At 40.7% G+C, this 25,051-nt stretch carries 15 protein-coding genes; 7 read left to right on the forward strand and 8 right to left on the reverse strand.

Features of this window, described 5'->3' with window-relative positions:
* Nucleotides 1-102 precede the first annotated feature (102 nt).
* Nucleotides 103-618, reverse strand: coding sequence for a type II secretion system major pseudopilin GspG (gspG, locus tag J663_RS10555; protein WP_033849576.1), 516 nt, complete (start codon nucleotides 616-618; stop codon nucleotides 103-105).
* Nucleotides 619-641: 23 nt separating this feature from the next.
* Nucleotides 642-1,847: a type II secretion system inner membrane protein GspF gene (gene gspF / locus J663_RS10560; RefSeq protein ID WP_005065941.1), complete on the reverse strand. Its 1,206-nt coding sequence runs from the start codon at nucleotides 1,845-1,847 to the stop codon at nucleotides 642-644.
* A 148-nt stretch (nucleotides 1,848-1,995) separates the two neighbouring features.
* Here gspF and J663_RS10565 point away from each other — a divergent pair, with 148 nt between their 5' ends.
* From J663_RS10565 to J663_RS10590, 6 genes are all read left to right on the forward strand, one after another.
* Nucleotides 1,996-4,224, forward strand: coding sequence for a primosomal protein N' (locus J663_RS10565; RefSeq protein WP_033849578.1), 2,229 nt, complete (start codon nucleotides 1,996-1,998; stop codon nucleotides 4,222-4,224).
* Nucleotides 4,225-4,300: 76 nt separating this feature from the next.
* Complete coding sequence (locus J663_RS10570) at nucleotides 4,301-6,145, forward strand: monovalent cation:proton antiporter-2 (CPA2) family protein (protein ID WP_017402577.1); 1,845 nt, start codon at nucleotides 4,301-4,303, stop codon at nucleotides 6,143-6,145.
* 163 nt (nucleotides 6,146-6,308) lie between these two features.
* Nucleotides 6,309-7,184: an Hsp33 family molecular chaperone HslO gene (locus J663_RS10575; RefSeq protein ID WP_033849580.1), complete on the forward strand. Its 876-nt coding sequence runs from the start codon at nucleotides 6,309-6,311 to the stop codon at nucleotides 7,182-7,184.
* A gap of 137 nt (nucleotides 7,185-7,321) precedes the next feature.
* Nucleotides 7,322-7,933, forward strand: a complete 612-nt coding sequence (locus J663_RS10580; protein ID WP_002115157.1) for a LysE family translocator — start codon at nucleotides 7,322-7,324, stop codon at nucleotides 7,931-7,933.
* Between the two features lie 146 nt (nucleotides 7,934-8,079).
* Nucleotides 8,080-9,036: a DnaJ C-terminal domain-containing protein gene (locus tag J663_RS10585; protein WP_033849582.1), complete on the forward strand. Its 957-nt coding sequence runs from the start codon at nucleotides 8,080-8,082 to the stop codon at nucleotides 9,034-9,036.
* Between the two features lie 11 nt (nucleotides 9,037-9,047).
* On the forward strand, nucleotides 9,048-9,377 hold the full coding sequence (locus tag J663_RS10590; protein WP_002114963.1) for a chaperone modulator CbpM: 330 nt from the start codon (nucleotides 9,048-9,050) through the stop codon (nucleotides 9,375-9,377).
* Between the two features lie 271 nt (nucleotides 9,378-9,648).
* On the opposite strand, the gene J663_RS10595 is transcribed toward J663_RS10590, so the two are convergent.
* The 3 genes from J663_RS10595 to rpsO form a co-directional block, all read right to left on the reverse strand.
* Nucleotides 9,649-10,860 (reverse strand): magnesium transporter CorA family protein, encoded by a 1,212-nt coding sequence (locus tag J663_RS10595; RefSeq protein WP_014208248.1) that lies wholly within the window; start codon nucleotides 10,858-10,860, stop codon nucleotides 9,649-9,651.
* 85 nt (nucleotides 10,861-10,945) lie between these two features.
* Complete coding sequence (gene pnp / locus J663_RS10600) at nucleotides 10,946-13,033, reverse strand: polyribonucleotide nucleotidyltransferase (RefSeq protein ID WP_170814194.1); 2,088 nt, start codon at nucleotides 13,031-13,033, stop codon at nucleotides 10,946-10,948.
* Nucleotides 13,034-13,290: 257 nt separating this feature from the next.
* Complete coding sequence (rpsO, locus tag J663_RS10605) at nucleotides 13,291-13,560, reverse strand: 30S ribosomal protein S15 (protein ID WP_002114951.1); 270 nt, start codon at nucleotides 13,558-13,560, stop codon at nucleotides 13,291-13,293.
* A 210-nt stretch (nucleotides 13,561-13,770) separates the two neighbouring features.
* Between rpsO and J663_RS10610 the strand changes: the two genes are divergently transcribed.
* A complete protein-coding gene (locus J663_RS10610) occupies nucleotides 13,771-15,069 on the forward strand; it encodes an EstA family serine hydrolase (RefSeq protein WP_033849585.1) in 1,299 nt (432 codons plus the stop codon).
* Nucleotides 15,070-15,770: 701 nt separating this feature from the next.
* Here J663_RS10610 and recD read toward each other — a convergent pair.
* The 3 genes from recD to J663_RS10625 form a co-directional block, all read right to left on the reverse strand.
* On the reverse strand, nucleotides 15,771-17,522 hold the full coding sequence (gene recD / locus J663_RS10615; RefSeq protein ID WP_033849587.1) for an exodeoxyribonuclease V subunit alpha: 1,752 nt from the start codon (nucleotides 17,520-17,522) through the stop codon (nucleotides 15,771-15,773).
* A gap of 108 nt (nucleotides 17,523-17,630) precedes the next feature.
* Nucleotides 17,631-21,329 (reverse strand): UvrD-helicase domain-containing protein, encoded by a 3,699-nt coding sequence (locus tag J663_RS10620; protein WP_033849589.1) that lies wholly within the window; start codon nucleotides 21,327-21,329, stop codon nucleotides 17,631-17,633.
* Between the two features lie 3 nt (nucleotides 21,330-21,332).
* Nucleotides 21,333-24,968 carry an exodeoxyribonuclease V subunit gamma gene (locus tag J663_RS10625; protein WP_033849590.1) on the reverse strand — a complete coding sequence of 1,212 codons (3,636 nt, stop codon included), beginning with the start codon at nucleotides 24,966-24,968 and terminating at the stop codon, nucleotides 21,333-21,335.
* Nucleotides 24,969-25,051 lie beyond the last annotated feature (83 nt).

Below are 25,051 nucleotides of genomic sequence, written 5' to 3' on the forward strand. Positions count from 1 at the left end.
TTTTTCAATTAGTTATTATATTTTTCTGATTGAGAGAGATTATCAATTCGTATTTATCATTTTATCTTTTTAACTGAATTGATAATCTCCATTACATTTTAATTAAGGTTGATAATAAATATCTGCATCATTACCTTCACCGCCTTCTTTGCCATCTGCTCCAAATGAGTACAAATCAAAAGCTCGCCCATCTGCCCCAGGAATGACATATTGAATATCATTTTTCCAGCTGTCTTTAGGATAACCACCTTTTACATAGCCACCTGGCATCCAGTTTTTCGCTGTAGCTGGCTGGTTAACCAAAGCATCTAGCCCACCTTCTTGCATGGTTGGGAAATGGCCATTATCTAGCTTGTACTGATCTAAAGCACCCGCCACACCCTTTAATGCAATTTGAGTCGTATCAATTTTAGCTTTTTCACTACGCCCCATGACATTTGGTACGATTAAAGCTGCTAACACACCTAAAATTACAATCACGACCATGACTTCAATGAGGGTAAAGCCTGAGGCACGCTTCATTCGAGCACCGCTCGAACGTGCCGCAAGTCCGAAAGCTGTGCTTGAGGTTTTTTGAGCATCCTTAACGTGCTCTTTTTGTTTCATGACCATCTTCATCATTATCTCTAATATCAAAGTTATTAAATCATATTGTTCATATTTACGATTGGCAGCATAACCGCGATTACAATAACCAGTACAATGCTTGCCATTAAAACCAGCATAAGCGGTTCAAGTAATGCCAGTAAGGTTGAAATAAATGTCGTCACCTCACGGTCTTGCATGGTCGATGCTCGTTCTAACATCCTGTCAAGCTCGCCTGATGCCTCTCCACTTCGAATCATTTGTACCATCATTGGTGGGAAATAACCACTGCGCTCCAGTTGCGTACCTAGGTTACCACCCTCTGTCACTCGCTCAGCCGCATGAGCAATTGAATCTCGGATAACCCAGTTGTTGGTCACTGCTGCACCAATTTTTAAGGCATCCACCAAAGGCACACCTGAACGAGTCAAAATAGATAAGGTACTGGCAAATCGTGCAGCATTAATACCACGTGATAGTTTACCGAATAATGGCAATTTGAGTGTTAATCGATCAAAAGCATAATGTCCAGCAGTGGTTTTTAAAAACCTTACGAATGCAATAACACCCACCACTGCAAAAAGAATAATGAACACCCACGCGTGGCGAATAAAATCACTGGCTTTCATTAAAGCGACTGTAATCCACGGTAAAGCGTCTTTATTTTGATCAAAAGTTTTTACAATCTCTGGCACAACATAAGTCATTAAACCCATCACAATACCAAAAGACATCAGCATTAAAATGATGGGATAAATCATGGCGCCCTGAACTTTCTTTTGCATGGCAAAGCGGTTTTCAGTGTAATCCGAAAGCTGATCTAAAATGAGATCTAAATGTCCCGAGCGCTCGCCAGCAGCCACCGTTGCAATATAAAGGTCTGGAAACCGTCCAGACTGCTGCATACCTTGTGCAAGTGAATGCCCTTCTAAGACTCGAGAACGCACGGATAGTAAAAGATTTTGCACATGTGTTTTTTCACTTTGCCTACTCACGGCGCGCAAAGCTTCTTCAAGTGGAATAGCAGCGGCAACCAAGACCGAAAGTTGTCTGGTCATGAGCGCCAAATCGTAAGCACTGAACTTTTTTTGGAATAACCCCTGACTTTGATGTTTATCTTTTTGTTCAACAGGGTCAACGCTAATGGGAGTCCATGCTTTATCGCGTAATTGTTGGCGAATCTGGCGCGCTGAGTCTCCCTCAAGCACTCCTTTTTGCTGCTTCCCTGAAGCATCAATGGCAGTAAATTGATATGCAGGCATGGTAATGTTCTAATTTTCCAAAAATAATAGTCGCTGCTGTTGCATCTATGCTACGCAATCATTCATATTCGTTCTATAGCCTGTGTAGAATACCCAAGTCCTCTTCACGACGCTATGCCGTTTTTTAAAATTGACGAAATGAGCCTCTATGACCATAACGCCAAAGCCTGATTCAGTTGTTTATCGTGTGCGTGTAGCCGTACCTGTGCATCTGTACGACACTTTTGACTATACACTCACCCAAGCACAATATGAACGGGCTCATGTAGGCTCACGCGTCGCTATTTCATTTGGGCGCCAAAACCTGATTGGCATCATTACTGAAAAAGTTGATCCAAGTGAATCATTTACAGGCACCTTTCAGCTTAAAGCCATTTCTGACCTTTTAGATGAAGAACCAATTTTAGATGAACAAGTTTTAAGTTTATTGACATGGTCGGCGCAATATTACCAATTTCCAATTGGTGAGGTCATGCAAACTGCCCTACCCGCGTTATTGCGTCAGGGCAAACCGATGGATGTTTTGTTCCATCTTTGGAAAATCACACCATGTGATAATGTTGAAGCACTTCTTAAACGCTCTGTTAAGCAACAAGACGCGTATCAAATTTTAAAATTACACCCTGCCGGAACTACAGAGAATATTCTTAATTTAAGTGGTGTAGAAACGGCTACGCTTAAAGCACTTCAAAAGAAAGGACTGGTTGACTGTACGCTTGAACCTCACGACTTTAGCCCATCGCCTGTTGAATTGGCACAAATGCCGCTCACGCTAAATGAAGACCAAAAGAAAGCAACCCAGCACGTCGTAAACGCACAGCATCAATACCAAGCCTTTTTATTAGATGGTTTAACAGGAAGCGGTAAAACTGAAGTTTATCTGCACATCATGCACGAAGTGCTAAAGCAAGGTAAGCAAGTACTGGTGTTAGTCCCTGAAATTGGTCTAACCCCTCAAACGATTTCTCGTTTTAAATCACGTTTTAACTGTGATATTGCTCTATTACACTCGGGCTTAAATGACTCCAAACGCTTGCAGGCATGGCAACAGGCCCAGACTGGCAAAGCATCTATTATTTTAGGAACCCGCTCAGCCATCTATACGCCACTGCCACGTTTGGGCCTCATCATCTTAGATGAAGAACATGACCTGTCTTATAAACAGCAAGAAGGCTTCCGCTACCATGCACGTGATGTCGCTCTTTATCGAGGTCACTTACAAAGCTGCCCTGTTATTTTAGGTTCAGCAACTCCAAGCATAGATAGTTATTATTTGGTCGAATCTGGCAAATTAACTGCGCTGCAACTCAACAAACGTGCTGGACATGCACTTTTGCCTAAAATGCATTTGATAGACCTTAAAATTGTCAAAAAACAGCATGGAATTAGCCAGCCCCTTATTGAACAAATCAAACATACATTAGCTAGAAAAGAACAGGTTTTAATCTTTTTAAACCGTCGTGGCTATGCACCTGTACTGGTTTGTGAAAGTTGTGGATGGCAAGCAAATTGTCCGCATTGTGATGCGCATTTTACGTTGCACAGTCAGCCTTATTCTTATTTACACTGCCACCACTGCGGTACTGTTCATCGCTTGCCAGACCATTGCCCTGAATGCCAGCAAAAAAGCTTAAAAACCTTAGGGGCAGGAACTGCCAAGGTTGAAGAGCACTTACAAGAACTATTTCCAGACTATGATGTGATTCGGGTTGACCGTGACAGCACCAGTCGTGTCGGTAGCTGGCAAAAAATCTATGATCGGATTCATCAAAACAAACCAACAATTTTGCTTGGCACTCAAATGCTGGCAAAAGGTCATCATTTCCCACACGTGACTTTGGTTGCCATTTTAGATATTGATGCGGGGTTACTTAGTGTCGACATCCGCGCGCCAGAACGTACTGCGCAGTTAATTGTACAAGTCGCTGGACGTGCAGGCCGTGGTGAACATAAAGGCCATGTTTATTTACAAACCCTAAGACCAGATCACCCTTTACTAACCACACTCATCGAAAAAGATTATCGGGCGGTTGCTAAACAGACTCTTGCGGAACGTAAAGTCGCATTGCTGCCGCCTTACCGTTATGCAGTACTGATACGTGCAGAATCCAAAGATCGCGACTACACCTTACATTTCTTAAATGAAGCGACGGAACAATTACGCCAAATTGCAGGTGAAATTGTTGATATTTGGGGACCTATTCCAGCGCCGATGGAACGTAAAGCGGGACGTTATCGTGCCCATATGGTGATTTTATCTGCTGACCGTGCTCGCCTACATTTTTACTTAAGACAATGGTGGTCTCAATTGGTTCATGCTCCAAGACAGCATCAACTCAGGCTATCAATTGATGTCGATCCGCAAGAATTTAATTAGATGATTTGAATATCATGGTGTGAAGAAGCCTTTTTGGCTTTACACTTAAAAGAGACTAATACATTCGAGGCAATGAATGTCATTCCTACTGCAAGCAACAATTTTTCTTGGAGCTTCTCTGATTTTAGTCCCTCTTGGCAAACGCCTAGGGATAGCAACAGTTTTAGGTTATTTATTTACAGGAATACTTCTGGGCCCTAGTGTTTTAAATATTGCACATGACCCTGAAGCGATTATGGAACTTGCCGAATTTGGCGTTATCTTATTGATGTTCCTGATTGGTTTAGAGTTACGCCCCCAACGTTTATGGGAAATGCGCGACTCTATTTTTGTAATGGGAAGTCTGCAAGTCCTCATTAGTGGGGCTATTCTTATGCTGATCGTACTATTACTCTTTCAACAGCAGCTTTCTGTCAGCTTTGTCATTGGTTTTGCCCTTGCGCTTTCTTCTACCGCTTTTGTATTACAACTTCTGACCGAAAAGCAGCAACTCAATACGACTTATGGTCAGCAGTCTTTTTCCATTTTACTTTTCCAAGATATAGCGGCTATTCCCTTACTTGCCATCATTCCATTATTGGCAGGAACAGAATCAACCCATCATGGGGTGGCTTATTTTGCGGCTATCATTGCAACCTTTACTGGTCTGTTTCTGTTTAGTCGCTATGTGATGCGTCCATTCTTCCGTTTTGTTGCCAAAAGTGGAGCGACTGAACTTATTACAGCAGTAGGATTATTTATTATTCTTGCTGTTGTCTTGCTTATGGATACTTTAGGAATTAGCACTACATTAGGTGCATTCCTCACAGGTGTATTATTAGCAGATTCAGAATTTCGCCATGAAGTTGAAGCGAGTATTGCACCGTTTAAAGGTTTATTGCTTGGCTTATTCTTTATGACCGTCGGCATGACTACACAGCTGTCACTGCTCATTGAAATGCCTTTGCTTATTATTGGTGGAGCAGTCGGCTTATTACTCATCAAAACGCTGATATTGACCGCCATCGCCCGCTATAAAAAATATAGTTGGAATAACAGTTTGCTTTTAGGTACTTGCTTGGCACAAGGTGGAGAATTTGCTTTTGTAATTTTGAGTCTTGCAAAAAGTGAGAAGGTTTTAACTCAAGCTATATTAGAACCCGTGACTCTGATCGTGACATTGTCGATGGTACTTACACCAGTAATTTACTGGATCATGGCAACTCAGGTCATTCCTCTGTTTAATAAAGAACGTCCTCCCGAGTATGATGAAATTCCTCAGCAGGATAACCCGATTATCATTGCCGGCTTTGGTCGATTTGGACAAATCATCGCGCGTATTGCTCGCCTACAACATTTAGGCTTTACTGCAATCGACAACAATCTTCATCAAGTGGACTTTGTTCGTCGCTATGGCGGCAAACTCTATTATGGCGATGTAACCCAGCCCGATTTACTGCGTTCTGCCGGTATTGAAAAAGCTAAAGTATTTATTTTAGCGATTGATGATGTTGAAGACTCTATGAATGTCGCGCGTCATCTTAGATTAAATTATCCAAACTTAAAGCTGTTGGCTCGTGCTCGTGACCGCCACCATGTCCATCTTTTAAGAGATTTAGGTGTTGAATACATTTGGCGTGAAACGTATTTATCTTCATTAGGTATGGCTTATCGTGCCTTGAGAGAACTTGGAATCTCTGATGAACAAGCCTATAACAATATCGAAATCTTTCGGGATTATGATGAGAAATTGCTCATACAGCAGCAAAGTATTTATACTGATGAACAGAAGATTTTTGAAACACATCGTAATGCCTTAGCCGAGCTTGAACATTTGTTTGAAAGTGATGCGCAGCAACAGGCTACATCAAAGCATGATGTTAATTTAAAGCGTCATTTACAACCAAATCGCATCGACATTACAAGAGATCATCTAGAATAACTTGAGATTTCAGAAAATGGCTATATTAAGGACTTATTCACATTGCCTAAATAATTGGACAATGGGCACAAAGCTGCCCCTGTCCGGCTTGCGGCTTAGCTGCATTTCCTGAGCTTGATTAAAACGAAATAGTTATACTCTGCTTAGGGCCCTGGAGAATATTATGTCTGATTTACGCCAACGCTTTTATATAGAGAACTTTCCAGTACGTGGAGAAGTAGTTCATCTAGAAGAAGCCCTACAAACTATCTTAGCTCAACGTGACTATATGCCTGCGGTTAAAATTCTGCTAGGTGAAATGTTGAGTGCGACTGCATTACTTGCAAGTACACTAAAAATCAAAGGCCGTATCAGCTTGCAAATCCAGGCTAGCGGCACCTTCAAATGGGCGATGGCTGAATGTAACCATTTAGGAGAAGTCCGTGCTTTAGCGGACTATGAAACTGATCCTCGCTTTATTGAAGCAACAGACAGCAGCACAGTTCTTGGTGCTTTAGTTAATCCAGTTTTATTTATTAACATTGAACCGGAATTTGGCGAACGTTATCAAGGGATCGTGCCGCTTGATCAAGTAAATTTAGCAGGCTGCTTGATGCAGTATTACGATTTATCTGCACAAATTCCAACTCGTATTGTGTTGGCAAGTACAGATAAGCGTTCTGGCGGTTTACTGATTCAACTCTTACCACGTCATGATGAAGAAGAGCAAAACTTGGTCGATGAAGATTTATGGCCACGTTTGACGATGTTGACTGAAACATTAAAAGCTGAAGAGCTTACCAATTTAGATGCAAATGAAATCTTATATCGTTTATACAACGAAGAAGAAGTTCGTTTACCAGAAATTGAAGCATTAAAATTTGGCTGTACATGTTCAAAAGAACGCTGTGCAAATGCCCTGATTCAAATTGGTGTAGACGCTGTTCATGAAACCCTAGAACATCAGAACCCGATTCGTATGGACTGTCAGTTCTGTAATACGCAATATACCTTTACCGCTGAAGAGGCTTTAGCGTTATTTGGTGAACATTTAAGTTAATCTTTTAACTTTATAAAAAGGCGGTTATACCGCCTTTTTATTTACCTGTATTTTTTGATGATAATTTTCAACATGTTAATTTAAATAGGATAATATAAGGCTACTTTATAGCCTAATAAATAAGATGCCTAAATACCATGAATTATTTTGATTATTTTCTCTTTATTTTTAGTGTAGTTATCATGATTGCGACCCCTGGCCCTGTCATGATTTTAGTTGCAAGCGCTGGACTTAAAGGGGGCTATAAAAAAGCACTAGAAACCATTTTTGGTACAAACCTAGCATCCCTTGTTTTAATTTTTATTTCAGTACTGGTTTTAAAAGGAGTACTGAGTGTTAATGATAGTTACCTCAATATCATTCGTATTTTAGGGTGCCTATATATTGGTTATTTAGGTTTTAGTATTCTCAAAGAAGTGATTCAAGCACCTCACCCAGAAGCAATACAAACAGTTTCAGCACAAAATGGTGGCTTTAAAAAAGGCTTTCTTGTCGGTATTTCAAACCCAAAAGATATTATCTTTTTCTCGGCTTTCTTTCCGCAATTTGTCTCTATTACCCCTCAGTTAAATTTAAGTTTAACCCTACTTACTTTGACATGGATTGTTTTAGACTTCCTCACCCTATCTTTGGTTTATATCTTTTTCCGCCGCCTTTCTAACAGTCATTTATATCCAAAAATATTAGGCCTCTGCGGTTTATTACTTCTACTTATTGCTCTTTACGGCTTATATCAGAGTTTCATCTAATTCATTAGAGGTATAGTCTAATTTTTCTATACCTCTTTACGTTCCTCTGTATTTCGTAATAGAACAACTCTTATACAATCTAGCTTATTGAAAACTCTAAAAATCGTTTCATAATGAAATAAACAACACCATCGTGATAAAACATTATGGCAAAAAATTATTATGAAGAATTAGGGGTTACCCGCAAAGCCTCTGCTGATGAAATTAAAAAAGCTTATCGAAAATTAGCCCGTAAATATCATCCCGACATCAGCAAAGAAAAAGATGCAGAAGAAAAAATGCAGGCCATTAATGTTGCCTACGACACATTAAGCAATGCAGATAAAAAAGCCGAATATGACCAAATGTTAGATCATCCTCAAGGTTTTAATAACTTTGGTCAAGGTGCTGCACAAGGGGGCTTTGATGGAGCACAGTTTTATCGTCAAGGTTTTACAGGCGGTGAACAAGCAGACTTTAGCGGTTTTGAAGATTTATTTGGTCGCTTTGGTGCAGGCTTTGGCGGTGGCCAACAACAATATCAAAGACAACAACGTAGTTATCGCGGTGAAGATCAACATGCCAGCATAGAGGTTGATCTTGATATTGCCTATCATGGTTCAACCCAGCAAATTACTCTGCAAATTCCAACCATGAACGCTTATGGCGAGCCTGAAGTTCAACGCAAGACCTTGCAGGTAAAAATCCCAAAAGGCATGAAAGAAGGTCAGCAAATCCGCTTAAGTGGGCAAGGCCAAAGTGGGATTAATGGTGGTGCTAACGGTGATCTTTATATTGAAATCCAGTATAAAGATACAGACCGTGTTCATGTCGAAGGCAGTGACGTATATCTGACTGTAGATGTAGCTCCATGGGAAGCGGCATTAGGTCAAGGTATTGAAGTGAAAACACCAGCAGGATCTTTACATGTCAATTTACCTAAAAATGCAAAACAAGGACAACAGCTACGTTTAAAAGACAAAGGGATACCAAATAAAACGCCAGGCCATCTCTATTTAATTTTAAATATTGTATTCCCGCCTGCAAATTCTGAAAAAGAAAAAGAAGCGTATCAGCAACTGGCAGAAGCATTTGCTTCATTCGAACCTCGTTCATCTCATTAGGGAGCAAGATCATGACAACCATTCACTATCGAGAAATTGTATATGACGGCCATACCTTTAGTGCAGAGGTCGTTGATGAACAATCTACATTTGATTTACAACAATTTGCCCAAGCTTGCGGCCAAAGTCCTGACTGGATTCTTCAGCTCATTGAATATGACATTTTATCAGTCGAGAACACACCTGAAGCACACCAGTTTATGGGTGAAGATGTCGCACGCGCACGTAAAGCGTATCGTTTACAACGTGACTTTGACGCAAGTTTGGCGGCAGTTGCTGTGATGTTAGATTTGATTGATGAAGTGCAACAACTTAGAAAACAGTTGAAGCATTTTCATTAGATTAGATAGTCACGACGGAGTCCTACTGGCACTCCCTATCTATTTCATCAGTTAATTACGTTACTTTTGTTTTGGCATGAGTAGCGAAGCTACGCAAGGCCAAAACCAGAGATATTGAAGTGCGTACTAAGATCAAATTTATATTTGAACACAAGCTACGCACTTCGTTTGTCTTGCGCTCGAAGCAAACGATGTTTGCTTTTTCTCGCTCAGGTTGTGGATGACGCTTAGCTCAAGCAAATTTGGAAAAAATTCAATAAAAATTGAAGAATTATTTCAACCGAGTAATCTTTTCCACTTCCTTCAAAGTCTGCTTAATCGGTTCATATTCCAAAAACCAGAACAAATTCATCCGATCTTGGCGATGTTGTTGAGCCAATAAATCAATCACACTTTTTTCACCGCGGCCGACCAAATGTTGTCGATAAAAATAGTACAGCAATAAAACAGTACTGAGCAGCATGACACCCAGCATAATCCAGAAACCTACTGGTGATTTAAGCCCTGGAATAAACTCAAAGTTCATTCCATAAATACCCGTTAAAAGAGTAAGTGGTGCAAAGACAGCAGTAATAATGGCAAGAATACGCATATTCTCATTGGTCTGGTTTGCAATTGCCGAGAAATGCAAATCAATCGCCGACTGAATGGCGCTACGTAAACGTAAAGTATGTTTTTGAATACGTTCGACATGACTCATTAAATCATTCAAACGAACCAACAGAAGATCTTGAGAACTATGTGTCTTCTCACCAATAACATGATGATAGTTTTCTACAATTTCATCTCGAAACTCTTGTAAAGTTTCAATTTGCTCTTCGCATAAATTTTCAACCTGCTGAAAGGCCATGTTTTCATGAAACAGCTGATGCCATTGTTTAAAACGGCGATTACCTTGCAGCAATTGCTGTTGCCAATGCTCGACCCTTCTAGTCAAAGGTGAACGGATATCAAGGTAGCCATCCACCATACTATTGAGCAGTCGTAAACATAAATCTACAGGTGAATTAGGCAGCTTACGGGTTTTATTTTGTTCTTCCAAAGTTTTACATAAAATATTTTCGAGACGTTGAATATAGTTTTCAATCGACTTATTGCCCTGCTCACGAACACTAATCAGAACTTTAGGAGTAAAAATAAAGCTAATCGGCGTAGTTGCTAGGCCAAATACACTCTCGTGGGATTCCCCATTTTTAATTTCATCATCAGGTGTAACGAGCTTTCTAAAAATAAGCAGATCATATTCTTCAAGCGTATCAAATGCACAAGGATGCTCAATATTCGCAATATCCCGCATATGAAATTCATTAATAACCACGCCTGAAAGCTGCTGAATCTTTTGTTGCCATTCTTCGTTATGGTTCACCACATCAGCTCTGACACTATCAATCCAGAAAAACTCCAGAATGTGTTCATTATGCTGTTCACGGCTTAAAAAGACATAACCGTCAGCTTGATGGCGATAAAAGTAATAAACCTGCATACCACAATGATCTGTTTTTGTATTACTTGCATCATGCCATAAAAAAAGTCCGCATCAAGCGGACTTTTTCATGTCACTAGAACAATTATGCTTGTTCAATGTCTTTCATAGTCAATTTGATACGACCACGATTATCAACATCAGCAACTTGTACTTTCACTTCCTGACCTTCTTTAAGAACATCAGTTACGTTCGCAATACGTTCATTTGAAATTTGCGAAATGTGAAGAAGACCATCAGTACCCGGCATGATGTTTACAAACGCACCGAATTCTACGATACGGATTACTTTACCGTCATAGATCTTACCTGGTTCAACTTCAGCAGTAATGGCTTGAATCTTAGCAATTGCAGCTTTAGCAGCAGCTTTAGTTTCACCAAATACGCGAACTGTACCATTGTCTTCGATATCAATTGCAGCTTTAGTTTCTTCAGTAATTTGACGGATAGTTGCGCCGCCTTTACCAATAACATCACGGATCTTGTCTGGGTTAATGTTAATAACTTCAAACGTCGGTGCATGAGCACTGATTTCAGCACGAGCACGTGAAATGACTTTATTCATTTCGTTTAGAATGTGCATACGACCAGCAAATGCTTGGTTTAATGCAACTTCCATGATTTCTTCAGTAATACCTTCAATCTTGATGTCCATTTGAAGCGCAGTAATACCGTTTGCAGAACCTGCTACTTTAAAGTCCATATCACCTAAGTGATCTTCATCACCCAAGATGTCAGAAAGTACTGCGAAACGCTCGCCTTCTTTCACTAAGCCCATTGCGATACCCGCAACTGGTGCTTTAAGCGGAACACCTGCATCCATAAGTGATAATGAAGCACCACATACAGAAGCCATTGAAGATGAACCGTTAGATTCAGTAATGTCAGATACAATACGAATTACATACGGGAAGCGGTCAGCAGCAGGAAGAACTGCTTGAACACCACGACGTGCTAAACGACCGTGACCAATTTCACGACGCTTAGGACCAGATTCGCGGCCTGTTTCACCTACAGAGTATGCAGGGAAGTTGTAGTGCAACATGAAGTTGTCAGTTTTAGTACCAGCAAGGGTATCAACCATTAATGCATCACGAGTATTACCCAAAGTTGTTGTTACTAACGCTTGAGTTTCACCACGTGTAAATAATGCAGAACCGTGTGCACGATCTAATACGCCAACTTGAACGTCGATAGCACGAACAGTTTTAGTATCACGGCCATCAATACGTGGCTTACCTGACAAGATGTTGTCACGTACTGTACGGTATTTAAGGTCTTCGAATAATTCGTTTACTTCATCAGCAATACCAGTTTCGTCATTTTCTGGAACGAACTGAGCTACAGCTTCTGCATAAAGTGCATCAAGTGCTGCATAACGATCTTGTTTAACCGCAATTGTATATGCTTCAGAAATTTTAGCTTCGAAAGCTGCTTTTAATTGCTCAAGAAGAGCTTCGTTTTTAGTTGGAGCAACCCAAGTTGACTCAACAGCACCAGCAGCGGCAGCAAATTCTTTGATCGCTTGAATTGCGATTTGCATTTCGTCATGACCGAAAAGAACAGCACCCAGCATTTGGTCTTCTGAAAGTTCTTTCGCTTCAGATTCAACCATCAATACAGCAGATTCTGTACCAGCAACCACAAGGTCAAGGTCACTTTCTTTCAACTGTTCGAAGTTCGGGTTAAGAACATATTCACCGTTGATTAAACCAACACGTGCGCCACCAATTGGACCACGGAAAGGAGTACCAGCAATAGACAATGCTGCTGATGTACCAAGCATTGCTGCAATATCAGCATCCATAGTTTTGTCAGAAGAAACAACAGTTGCTGTCACTTGGATCTCGTTGAAGTAACCTTCTGGGAACAACGGACGAATTGGACGGTCAATAAGACGTGAAATTAAAGTTTCAGCTTCAGAAGCACGACCTTCACGCTTACCGTAACCACCAGGGATACGACCAGCTGCATATTGTTTTTCTTGATAGTTAACTGTTAACGGGAAGAAGTCTTGACCCGCTTTTGCTTTAGGTTGAGCAACAACTGCAACTAAAACAGTTACGCCACCCATAGTGATTAAAACTGTGTTTGCTTGACGTGCAACGCGACCCGTTTCTAAAACGACTTGATGTTGACCGAATTGGAATTCTTTACGAACGATATTAAACATTGACATGTATTGTATTTTCCTAATTTTATTCTAGTGAGACCCCTAAGGTTTGGCATTCAGACTACACCGATTGGTAGATAAATGACAAAGCTTAGAAGCCATCACACTAGATCAATTATTTAAAATAAGTTAAACGCAAAGAAGGAGCGCACAAGCGCCCCTTCTAAAAATCACTTAACCTAACATTAAGTGAAACTCTCTTTTCAGCGATAAAGCATTGCGACATGCGAAATAGCGAAAACAAAGTGAAAATCGAATTAACGACGTAAACCTAAAGCACCGATCAAAGCAGTGTAACGACCGTGGTCTTTACCATTTAAGTAGTCGAGCAATTTACGACGTTGGTTAACCATACGGATCAAACCACGACGGCTGTGGTGGTCGTGTTTGTGAGCTTTGAAGTGACCTTGTAAATCATTGATTTGAGCAGTCAATAAAGCTACTTGTACTTCTGGTGAACCAGTGTCATTTTCAGCGCGAGCAAATTTAGCAATGATCTCTGCGCGGTCTGCATTAGTTAAAGCCATTCGATTTCTCCGAGATGCTTAAAAAAGTAAACGATATGAATCAGTTGAGGCAACTGACTGCCGTGCATCACTACAGCAAGTCGCCTATTTTAAGGTATCTATAGGTGGATTGCAAAATAGTTTTCAGTAACTTGTCATTTTAGACACTGACATGAAGACCTTAACCCTGCACACTAGCCTCGAATAAAAAGAAAGAAGCGCGAGGGACGTGTGAAAATTTTTTCAACCAACACTTGTCCAGTACCGGACAATATTGAGCAAGTCATTCGACAAAAAGATGAAGTTGCTGCTGAACAGGGTGGAATGAGTGATCACCAGATTCAAAAAATCTGGAAAAGTATAGAAGCACTATATAAAACCGGAAACTATCCACTCATTACCTTTTGTTTACGCAGGCAAGGTAAAATTTTGCTAAATAGAAGCATTGGATATGCTCAAGGAAACTCTCCGGCAGGCCTTCAAGAAAATACCCTGATTGCAACACCTGACACACCTGTTTGCCTATTTTCAGCATCAAAGATGATTACAGCCATGTTGATTCATCTATTAGATGAAAAAGGCGAAATCAATTTGCTTGATCCCGTGAGCTATTATGTTCCTGAATATGGGGTAAATGGTAAGCGTCGTGCAACGATCTTTCATTTATTAGCACATCGTGGCGGCATTCCTTATATTGATGGCGATGTCACACCAGATTTATTATTTGATAAAGACGAAATTTTAAAACGTTTATATGCTGCCCGACCTGTGTCTCCTGCTGGCAATCACCTTGCCTATCATGCTGTTACGGCAGGTTATATTTTAGGAGAAGTTATTGAACGGGGGACTGGGCAGGATTTACGTGAATTTGTACATCAAACTATCGAAAAACCAATGGGGATGCCTTATTTCAATTATGGCTTAAAACCAGAATACCGTTCAGAAGTCGCCTTAAACTGTGCAACAGGTCTGCACCCACGCCTTGGTACCGATCACTACCTGAATCATGTGTTAGGTGGCGGTTTACAACTTGCAGTTGATGTGACTAACGATAGTCGTTTTATGGACACCATTTGCCCAGCTGGAAACATCTATACCAGTGCAGAACAAGCCGGCCGCTTCTTTGAAATGCTTTTAAGTGGAGGAAGCTACGGCGGTCAGCAAATCTTTAGTGAGAAAACAATTTTCAGAGCAACACTGCCAACCACAGGCGTTAACATTGACCGTACTTTGCTGATTCCAATGCGCTATGCTCTGGGGCCAATGTTAGGTAGCAATCCTGTAGGTCTTTTTGGCCCAATGACAGGACAAGCATTTGGTCATTTAGGATTCTCTAACATTTTATGTTGGGCCGACCCTGAAAGAGATATCAGTGTTTCCTTATTAACAACTGGTAAATCTGTAGTGGGTACTCACCTACCTGCTTTAGCTAAAGTGCTCTATCAAATCTCAACCCAATGTCCACGTATACCGAGAGATCAACGCCGTTCGTTATTTGGTAGTGATTCTCATGAAACTGACTTAGTGTAGAAACAAATAAAAAACCCAAGCATTTCTGCTTGGGTTTTTTGCGCTGTAGTTTTTGTTTATCGTGTTATTGCTGTTTTTATTGTCGTTGGTGAGATGCTAGTCACATCCTTCTTGTTGTTTTAACTCACTTCCGATGTTTTTGTTTCTATTTCCTTATGTGATGTATTGTGACATATCCAATTATGAAGAAAAGTAGTATTTTTCTTATCATCATGTAAGTGAAAACGTACAGGTCTGTATAATATTTGGTAAATAGCCATTTTTAACCTTTAACGTACAGTTCTGTATAACATATAACTTAACAATTCACAGGAAAAATGCCTGTTTTGAAATCATATTATAGATAAATATATTGATATTATTGATTTAAATCTTTAGACAAAAACAAAGTGAAGATAGTGCTAAAAACGAAATGTTGTAATGCTTTTTGAAACATGGTGAAAAGTAGAATATAAAAAAGCCCTGTAGTCTCTCCCAAAACTACAAGGCTTAGCGGCTGTAAGTTTCCTCTTTATACACCTACTTCATTGTAAGTTCGCAGTCTCTCGACTTAAATTATTATTATTGTGCGATTTTGCCCGACATTCCGTGCCAAGCTCGTTGTGCGTTTATAATCTCAAAAACACGGGGTGTACTCTAGCAGCAAATATCTCGAATCTATGTAAGCTTTTTCTTACAAGGGTAAAAATATTAAGTTTGTCTTAACGAACTAACCGATTAACTTTTTGAACTAAACCGCTTTTTCGTGTAGTACGAACTGTAAATGCTTGTAATAAAGCCTCTTGGTGCACTAAAAGACTGACTACTTTCTTAGCTCGTGTAATCGCAGTGTAAATAAGCTCTTGGCTTAATAAGTTCTTGGCACCCTGATCTAAAACGACAGCAGTATGGGTAAATTCAGACCCTTGCGATTTATGAATTGTTAAGGCGAATGCACTTTGAATACTTTTAGGTAATCGATTTGCAGCAACCCATTTGTTCAAACTTGGAAAATATACTTCAAACTGCTGTGGCTGAGTTCTGTGCTCAAAGCACAAACCAATATCGCCATTTGAAATACCGAGCTGATAATCGTTATAAGTCATCATTACAGGACGACCGACATACCATCCCCCTGCTGTCACTATTGAAAGTTGCTGTTGCAACCAACGCTGCGCATATTGGTTTAACTGCTGTAACCCAAATGGGCCATGACGAACTGCGGTTAAAATCCGGTAGTCATCAAATGCTTTTACTACATTTTGGACCTGTTCAATCGAGCGCTCTTCTTTTAAATAATTTTTTAGACTCTGTACATACCCTTGGAAACCGAGCATTAGCTTTTGATAATAATTATCTAGGTCTAACAGACTCCCTTCTGGTAAATATTCAAACTGAACAACATCAGGCATATCTGTTTGTAAAAGTATAGGTTTTAATTCTGAAACCTCAACAATATCAATTTCAAACTGCTGCAAAACTTCTACATGGTCTTGTTGATGAGTTTGTGCCTGAATAAATTTGGCCACTTGTCCAATCAGTGCCCCTTCAGCGAAACGGCGACTGGTTTGTAATTGTACCCTGTTGTCAGCCAACGCCTGTATTTGCTGTAAATCAGCAAGAACTGCTCCGACATCAACAGAAGCAAGCTGATTCGCATCTCCTAATAAAATAATTCGACAAGACTCAGGCACCGCCTCAAATAGAAGAGTAGCCAGATTTAAATCCAGCATGGAAGCTTCATCGACGACAATCACGTCATAAGGCAAAGGCTGTTTTTGATTAAACCGTGGTGTCTGGCTATGTCCCATCCCCAACAAACGGTGAATCGTTTGTGTTCCCTGATTTCTGAGCTCTTCACTCACTAATCCGGACTCAAGCAATTTAGGGTCATTAAACGAGTTCTGTAAAGCCTCTTGCATTCGCTGTGCTGCTTTACCTGTTGGAGCAGCCATCGCCACACGAATATGTGGAATTGCTTGACTCAGCACAGCAATAATACGTGCAAGTGTATAAGTCTTACCTGTACCCGGCCCACCCGTAATGATACTCAGGCTCTGCCGAGCAACCATTTGTAAAGCTGCCTGTTGATGAGGATCGGTAAGCAGGTCTAAATAGTCATCACAAGAGACAGGTTGAATTAATTGTTGCTTTAATCGACAAATTTGTTCAGCAAGTCGTTGCTCTAGGTGCCAATATCGGTATAATGCCAACCCCTGCTCATCGTAGACGCACGGCGCAACTTTTGAGGTTGCTTGATCGGCAGATATAGCAAGCTGACCAAGTGCTGCAATTTGCTCTGAACTGATATCAATACAACTATCGCCTTGTAAGCTCGCTTCAATAAGCTGCTGTAAGTAACAAGTGGCTTCTGACACTTGCGATTGTTCAGTAAATGGAGCCTGATTTAAGAAGTTACTCCACGTTGTTAACCAGCTTAAATCGGCTTGTTCAGGGCTGTTTAGATTGTCCACACACTTATCCACCTAGTTTTCCACACGCTTGTCCACATGGTTATAGACAGGCTTATCCACATGTCAAGTATTTGTTAATCTTCAAATTACGCATTTTATCAGCATTTTTCATGCTAATTTATCCTCAGCAAAATACCCCAAAATGGCATCAAGACGAAGAATAAACTCAACGCTAGGTTGCCAGTAATAATAGCCCTGCTCTGCTTCACCATTCATGCCACGTAAATAAAGATAAGTTGCCCCACCCAAATGTTGCTCAATTTGGTAATCCTGCATTTTGACTTGCAAATAGCGATGCAATGCAACGAGATATAAACCTGCTTGTAGCCAGTAACTTGCCAAAGACATGCTCTGAGCAATGCTATCGCTACGATAGTCTGCAAGATCATCACCTAAATAATTACTTTTATAATCGGCAATGTGGTAACGCTGCCCATCAAAATAAACTAAATCGATAGAACCATTGAGGTAACGCGCTGAACGTGCTTCAAGTAATTCAGGCATATTCAAACCATACTCAGCGAAAAGCTGCTGAATACGTGTCATCGCTAGAACCCGATCTGAGAGTGCTAAATAAAAAGGAAACTCTGACAAATACTGCTCTTGTTTAAGCTGATTTAGTCGGAAACCTTGATCAAGCGGCGTTTGCAAAATATCTTTCAGCCACTCTGCAACGGACTGGTAAAGCAGATTCTCGGCATCTTCTTGCTCTGGGAAGCTCTCGTTATATTTATTAAGTAAATCTTGCCAAAGACTACTATAGTCATTTTTAAAACGACGACGTATTTCACTTACCCAGTCATCTGAACATTGAAAATCGATGTGCTCAAAGATTTCATGTAAGAAATTACCAGCAAGCGTTCCTCGAGGGAAGTTACTCTTGATCCAGTCAATCGGCTGAGCACTGATTGCCTCAGCAGTGTTAATTAAATCTAGCTCATCTTCTGCCAATACAGCATCATTGCTCTGACTCGCCAATAAATCTGTGCCAGCCTTATGTTTTAAATGCTGTGCCAAATAACTGAAACTGGTTTTACCTCTCGAATAAAAACGTTGTTCAGGAAACCGTTGCGCTTGTATTTCAATAATACTTGTTTGTTTGGCTAAATGAATTGCCTGTGGAATCTGCTCCAAAACCATTTCATCCGTACAGCAACGGTGTTGAAAAGGCTCAGTCCTATTTTTCCAAAACGCGAGGCCTGATACTGATTTACCATCCACATCTTGTAAAAGTGCATAGACGCGGTGGCTTGCTCGCGTTAAAGCGACATACCAAAGACGATTCTGTTCAGCGAGCGCTCGCTCTTCATGTTGCTTAAGTTCAACTTCATTCAAATAAGTCTTATCAGCAATCGCAACTACACGTTGAGTCAAGGTCTGACTTGAGTCTGATTGAACTATATCTTGGGTCGAAAAATTGAGAGTTTTGTTATTTTCTCGAAAGGGCTTGTCTGCACCTAATAAAAATACAATCTTGAATTCCAGCCCTTTTGACTGGTGAATTGTCATGAGCTGAACACCAGCTTCGCTCGATAATTTACGTTCTAACTCCCAATCACGGTCAAGAGGAGAACGTAACTGTTTGAGATACCAGTGATAAAGGTTCTGAGCACCAGAGTATTTCTCACTGTGCTGACTCAAAATTTCAGTTAAATGCCGCAAGTTCACCACAACCCGTTCATTATCTTTACTTTGAGCTGCAACTAAATTTTGCCATATATCGAACTGGATTAAGCATTGTTGCCATGCAACTAAAAAGCCTTGAGCGGACCACAACTCTCTAATCGTGTCAAAACCAGTCATAAACTGGCTTAACCCTTCGGCTGTCTGCTCAAGCTGCAAGAGTTGTTTTAAATCCATAGCAAATAGACGGCTAATTAAAGCTCGCTTTACTTTTGCCTCATCGTAAGGATGAAGTATGGCGGTCAACAAAGCACCCACGTCTTGAGCAATCGTGCAGTCGAAAACACTTCGTTTTGAAGGCCTGTTAACTCGTATTCCTAAACGCTCTAGCTCAAATTGAACTTTATCAAGTCCATCATGATTACGGGACAATACCGCAATATCATCTTCGTTTAATGTTTGGGTCTGAGCATCTTTTTGAAAATATAGCTCTCCAGCATGTGACTGGTTGAGTAGATCTCGAATCTTCCAAGCAACTTGCTGAGCCTCTGTTTCTTTATCTTTGAGCATTAACCAGCGCAAAGGGTAAGGATTATGATTGTTCTGCTCAATCAGTACAGGATGAGGTCGAGTGCCCGCTCGAATTGGGTCATATTGAACTTCTTCACCAAAATCAATTTGTCGTTGAAATAAGGCGTCGACCACTTCAACCAGATCTGCAACGGAGCGATGGTTATGAATTAACTTATATTCACGACCATGCTTTGCCTGAATATCTTTATAGGCATTTAAGAAGGTGAGCATATCCCCACCACGGAAACCATAAATCGCCTGTTTACGATCACCGACCATAATCATGCAACCTTTTTGGTAGCGCTCTGGATGGCGCCAAATGCTCGCTAGCATGTCGTCTTGATCTTGGTTAGTGTCCTGAAATTCATCAACCAAAATTAAGGGATAACGTGCCTGAACAAATACAGCAAAACGCTGCCCCTGCTCACCTTTTAAAGCTTCAGAAAGTGTACGAATTTGCTGAGAAAAAGTAGTTTCACCTTTATTTTGCAAAACCTGAGGTAAACGTTTTTTCACCTCTACACATAAATAGGCTTTTAAAAAAATATGAAGCTGGTCGAACTGCTCGGCGTAGTTTTTCAGCACACCAAATAGCTGTTGAATCTGTTGGATACAAGGATGTTGATAGAATCCATCTGAAATTTCAGCAGGACATTTCTTGAAAACTTTCTGATCGGCAAGTTGACCTAAAAACTTAAAAACAAGCTCACGTTGTGCAGTCAAAGACCCATCAAAAACCAAAATGCTGTCGCTTTGCGTTAGAACTTGCAACAGCTGCGGCAAACATTCACTAAATAACTTATTAAACGCTCCATTTCGAAATACTGTCCCGCTCACATGCTTGTAGTGTTCACCATCAAGCAAGTAATATGCTTCTAAAAGGCTAATATCGATTTCTGCCGCTAATTGTTTGAGCTGCGTGAGTTCTTCAAATTGAATGGTTGGTTTTTCGGGAAGTTTAAAATGAGCAGAACTAAAGTTAAGTGAGTCTTCAACAAGTTTGACAAAACTATCGACACTCTTGAGTTCACCAGCCAGATACAATGCATCAATCACGGTCTGAGGTTGAGACTGTATCCATTCACGTAAAACATCATGAATCAGTTGTCGACTATAAGTTTTAGCATCATCGGTAATTTGAGCGCGTTCAATTTTGCCACTCTCAAAGGCAAACTCACGTAATAGTTTTTGGCTAAAGCTATCGAGTGTTCCGACAAATAACTCGTCTAACTGATCTATAACCAATTTTAAACGTTCACACGCATAGGCAATACGCGTCGCAAAATGCTTTAGAATATGCTGGAGTAATAAATCAGGTTCTTGCTCTGCCTGCGTAAGTAATTCTTGTTCTGTAAAACTACGCTTGGCATCTAAATAACGGTACGTTTCAACCAAACGGGCACGAATACGGCTTTTTAACTCAGCAGCAGCAGCACGGGTAAACGTGGTCGCAATGACTTGTCTAGGCAAGTATTTTTCAAGAAAGATACGGACCATCAAACTTGATAAGGTATAGGTTTTTCCTGTCCCAGCCGAAGCTTCAATTAAGTGCAAGCCACTAAATTCAATATCAATAATAGGTTGATAAGACACCTGTACTCTTGAGTTCATGCCTTACTCCGAATGTTGAAATTGAAAAACCGGATGATACAAATCATACGCAAACTCATCACAAGCATGTTGAAGCAAAGCTTGCGCATCTTGTTCTTGCAAAATAAAGCTCCAGTCTTGATGCAACTTACAAGCTTCATTTTGAGTCATATCCATCGTGGTAAATGACCCTGTTTCATTCCAGTATTTTAGCAGCTCAGCATAGCTCTTCTCATCCAGTTTTGCTTTTTCTGTCTGATTTGTTGTTTCCCACTGATATGCTTTAGCTTTTTCTAATGGCTTTAATAATAAGGCTGCTGGTAAAACCAAGGGTTGTTGCTGTGCATGGCGCCAGATTTTAAACCATGGCTGCAAATATTGCCGAGCTTGCTCAGAACTAATCCCACTACAAATCACAGTTTGATCGCTAAAAACCACAATACGGCGCTTTTCAGCTCCTGCACTACCCTCATTCAAATAAGCTAACCAGAGCAGATATTCTAACCAGACTTTAGCACGTCTTTTTGCGCGAGCGCTTGAAGGTTCCATACTCACCCAGTCCCGAGTTTCAGACTTCGGAACGGTAATATTCATATGAAGCTGTTTAGCAATTCGCCAAATACGCTGAGTTGTTTGTGTCACTGCTGGTGCATAATGGTGAAGGCGTTCAAGTAAACATTCTTGCTCAAAAACACCTTGTTGCCATGCGCTATATTTGACTTTACCGACAGGCAACTGATCAATTAATACTTCAGGTTGTGCTTGCTGTTCAGATTGTTGTAAAAAATGTCGAATCACATAGCGCCCTAAACCATCTAATAATAAAGGTTCATTTTGGTCGAGTACTCCGACACTTCCTAAGTTTTCTACACCTAAAGTTTTCAAATATAACCGTGCAGGGAACGTCACATCCTGTATCCACTGCTGACTTTCTAAAACCAGCATGTCAGGCGCTTGTAGCGGATAGGTCGTATTCGCCCAAGGTTGACGGCTTCCTGAAACTTGCTGAATTTGTGAAGCGACCTTAAACCAGTGATCTTGGTAGCGAATAACACTTTTTTCTACAGTAAAACCTTTCGGGTCGAAGGGCTGTAAATCATGTAAGTGATAGAGTTGTTTTAACTGTGATGGAATCTCAATTCCTTCAATAACGACACTTTCAGGTTCACCATCTTCAGCTTTCACAATCAACGCAAGATGTTCACGAAACTCTTGAAGAATACTGGAAGGTTCGCGCACCTCGCCATCGTTCACATCAAAGCCGTTATAAAACAGCCATAAATTTTCTTGGGCTAATAATAAAGCATCTAAAAAAGCACCTTGATCATCTTCAAGTCGAGAACGATCACCTAACTGTTGGCGCAGTGCATCCATCAAATCAAATGGAACGTGTGTATCACGGTTTGGAAATTGTCCTGCATCAAGATTTAGCATGACCATTAAACGATAAGGTAATGGTCGAATGTGTCCAATTTGGGCAAAGGTAATTTGCCCTGTCGGCTCAGCTTGTGCACTTTGGCTTTCTAATGTCCGTTGAATTTCTTCAATAATATAAGGCAGAGGCAAAGTAATTTTGCGCAAAGTTCCTGTTTCTGTCTCGGCGTAATAGCTTGCGAGCGTCAACATTCGTTCTTGTTTTTTAACAATTTCACGCACAGCTTTTAGAGCAGCAACACCAACCTGCTCAAATTCAACAATATCTTTGCCTAGTACCTGAAGCCAATATTCAACGGTATAGACTTTTCCTTGTTCATGCAGAGTCAGCCAATCACGGCGCTCGTTCAAATCCTGATAAATCTGAATGAGTGTACCAATCAGCTCGAAATCGCTCGGTTGAACTTTGGCATAACTCAACACCTGATTAAACGTCGCATGTACAGGCACGGCAATGCCAAGAGCCAATCGCTCTAAGGCAAATTTAAAGCTATATCGATAATCATCATCACCGTCACACAAACTGCGCTTGAGATGCTCTGCATCAAGCCCTCGTTTAAAACCCGCATCGGCAAGCAAATTTAAAATCCGCTCGACCTGAACATACTCAAGTTCGTAACGTTGCTGGGTCGCATGCAAGCTTAACCAGTCAGCAAAATCATCAAAGCTAAAACGGCCCTGCATCAGTTGAATACGCCCAATTACAGCACGCCAAGCATTAAGTGCATCAAGTGATGCAACACCTGCAATTTTCACTGGCAAATGTACACCTTGCTCAGTGGCAGTAGCGGGAAATACACTTCGAATTAAAGGTTCTATGTCGGCCAAATTAGGAACTAAAACTAAAATATCGTTTGGTCGGCGCGGCTGCTCATGTGGTTTAGCCAACCAACAGATTAATTGCTCTTTTAGAACTTCAAGCTGACGTAAAGTCGAATGACAAACATGAATCTGAATCGAGTCATCGTCTGGGGCAAGCTCATATTGCTTAGCTTGAGGTTCAACTAAATGCAAAATATCTGACTGAACTTTACCGAGTAAACTTTCAGGAAAATCATCCACAAAAGCATCCACCCACTTACCTTCTTCCCCCGTAGATAAATTCGATAATAAAGAAAAGTGGTCGCGGGCTTGTTTACCCAATCTGGTTAAAAGCGGATGTCTAGACTCACGCGCTTCAGCATTAAAATTGAGTGTGAATTTATTAAAGAAATCACTAATTTCAGCATCAGTAGCCTTTGGATTTTTCGCAATAAAACGCTCTTTTACCCCTAAGTCATAACGCTGTTTCCAGAGTGGATCGACACTATCGGCCCAATATTCTTGTGAAGGGTTATAGTGCAAAATCAAGACATCAATATATTGGCCTAAACGGCGCAAGAACTGTAACTGACTTGGCGGCAAATCTAATAATGTAAAGATCACCACTTGATTAGGTAATCTTGAAATAGCACGCTTACCACGGTCTGGATGATCTAACTCTTGCCAAAACAACGCGTCAATTTGCTGCATTTGCACAAAATCATCATGAAAATGTTGCTGCCACAACCAACGCTGCCAACGCTCTAGCTCCTCAGTTTGATGTAATGCAAAAGCAGTCACTTCTTCATCTTTCTGCACAATATATTTTTCAATATCGAGTGCTCGGCCCTGTCCCCAAGCAGACAACCAGTTTTCCGGACAGGTACAACTATTTTCACAACCACGCTGGCACTGTCCACGATAAATCATATAGTTGCTAAATAGATCGGCAACCTGCTCAGCGACCCAATACAGCATTTTTTGTTTTTTTAATTGTTTATCTATGCCTTGTTCGAGTCGATCTGCGCTGTCATAAATACGCTGAACAATAGAATGTAAAGGATGCGACGTATCGATGCTTATCGTGTCAGGTTGAATAAATTCGTGCAAAGCCTGATGCACCCGCCATTTAAAAATCAAACGCGGGATGTTCGCTTTACGAACCTGCTCTTTATGCGCAGTTAAAACTTGCTGATAGGCAAACCATTGGAAACCTCGTACCCGTTGGTGAAACTGGTAATTGGCACTCATGCCTTGCTGTTCTGCAAGTTTTTGTATCAGCCACTGCTCGACCGCAGGACTTGGAACAATAAAATGTTGGGTTTTCAAAACCTGTAATGGATGCGTTGAAGCTTGAGATGTAGACGCCAATACACCTTGCAACAACACATCAATACGTTGACTTTGAATAACATGGATCCCCATTTATTTCATTTCCTGCTTGCATAATTTATGCACAAAATCATAAACATTCATTACTATACAACTGAATCTGACTATGTCACGTT

The organism is Acinetobacter sp. 826659, assembly GCF_000588515.1.
Classification (GTDB): Bacteria; Pseudomonadota; Gammaproteobacteria; order Pseudomonadales; family Moraxellaceae; genus Acinetobacter; species Acinetobacter pittii.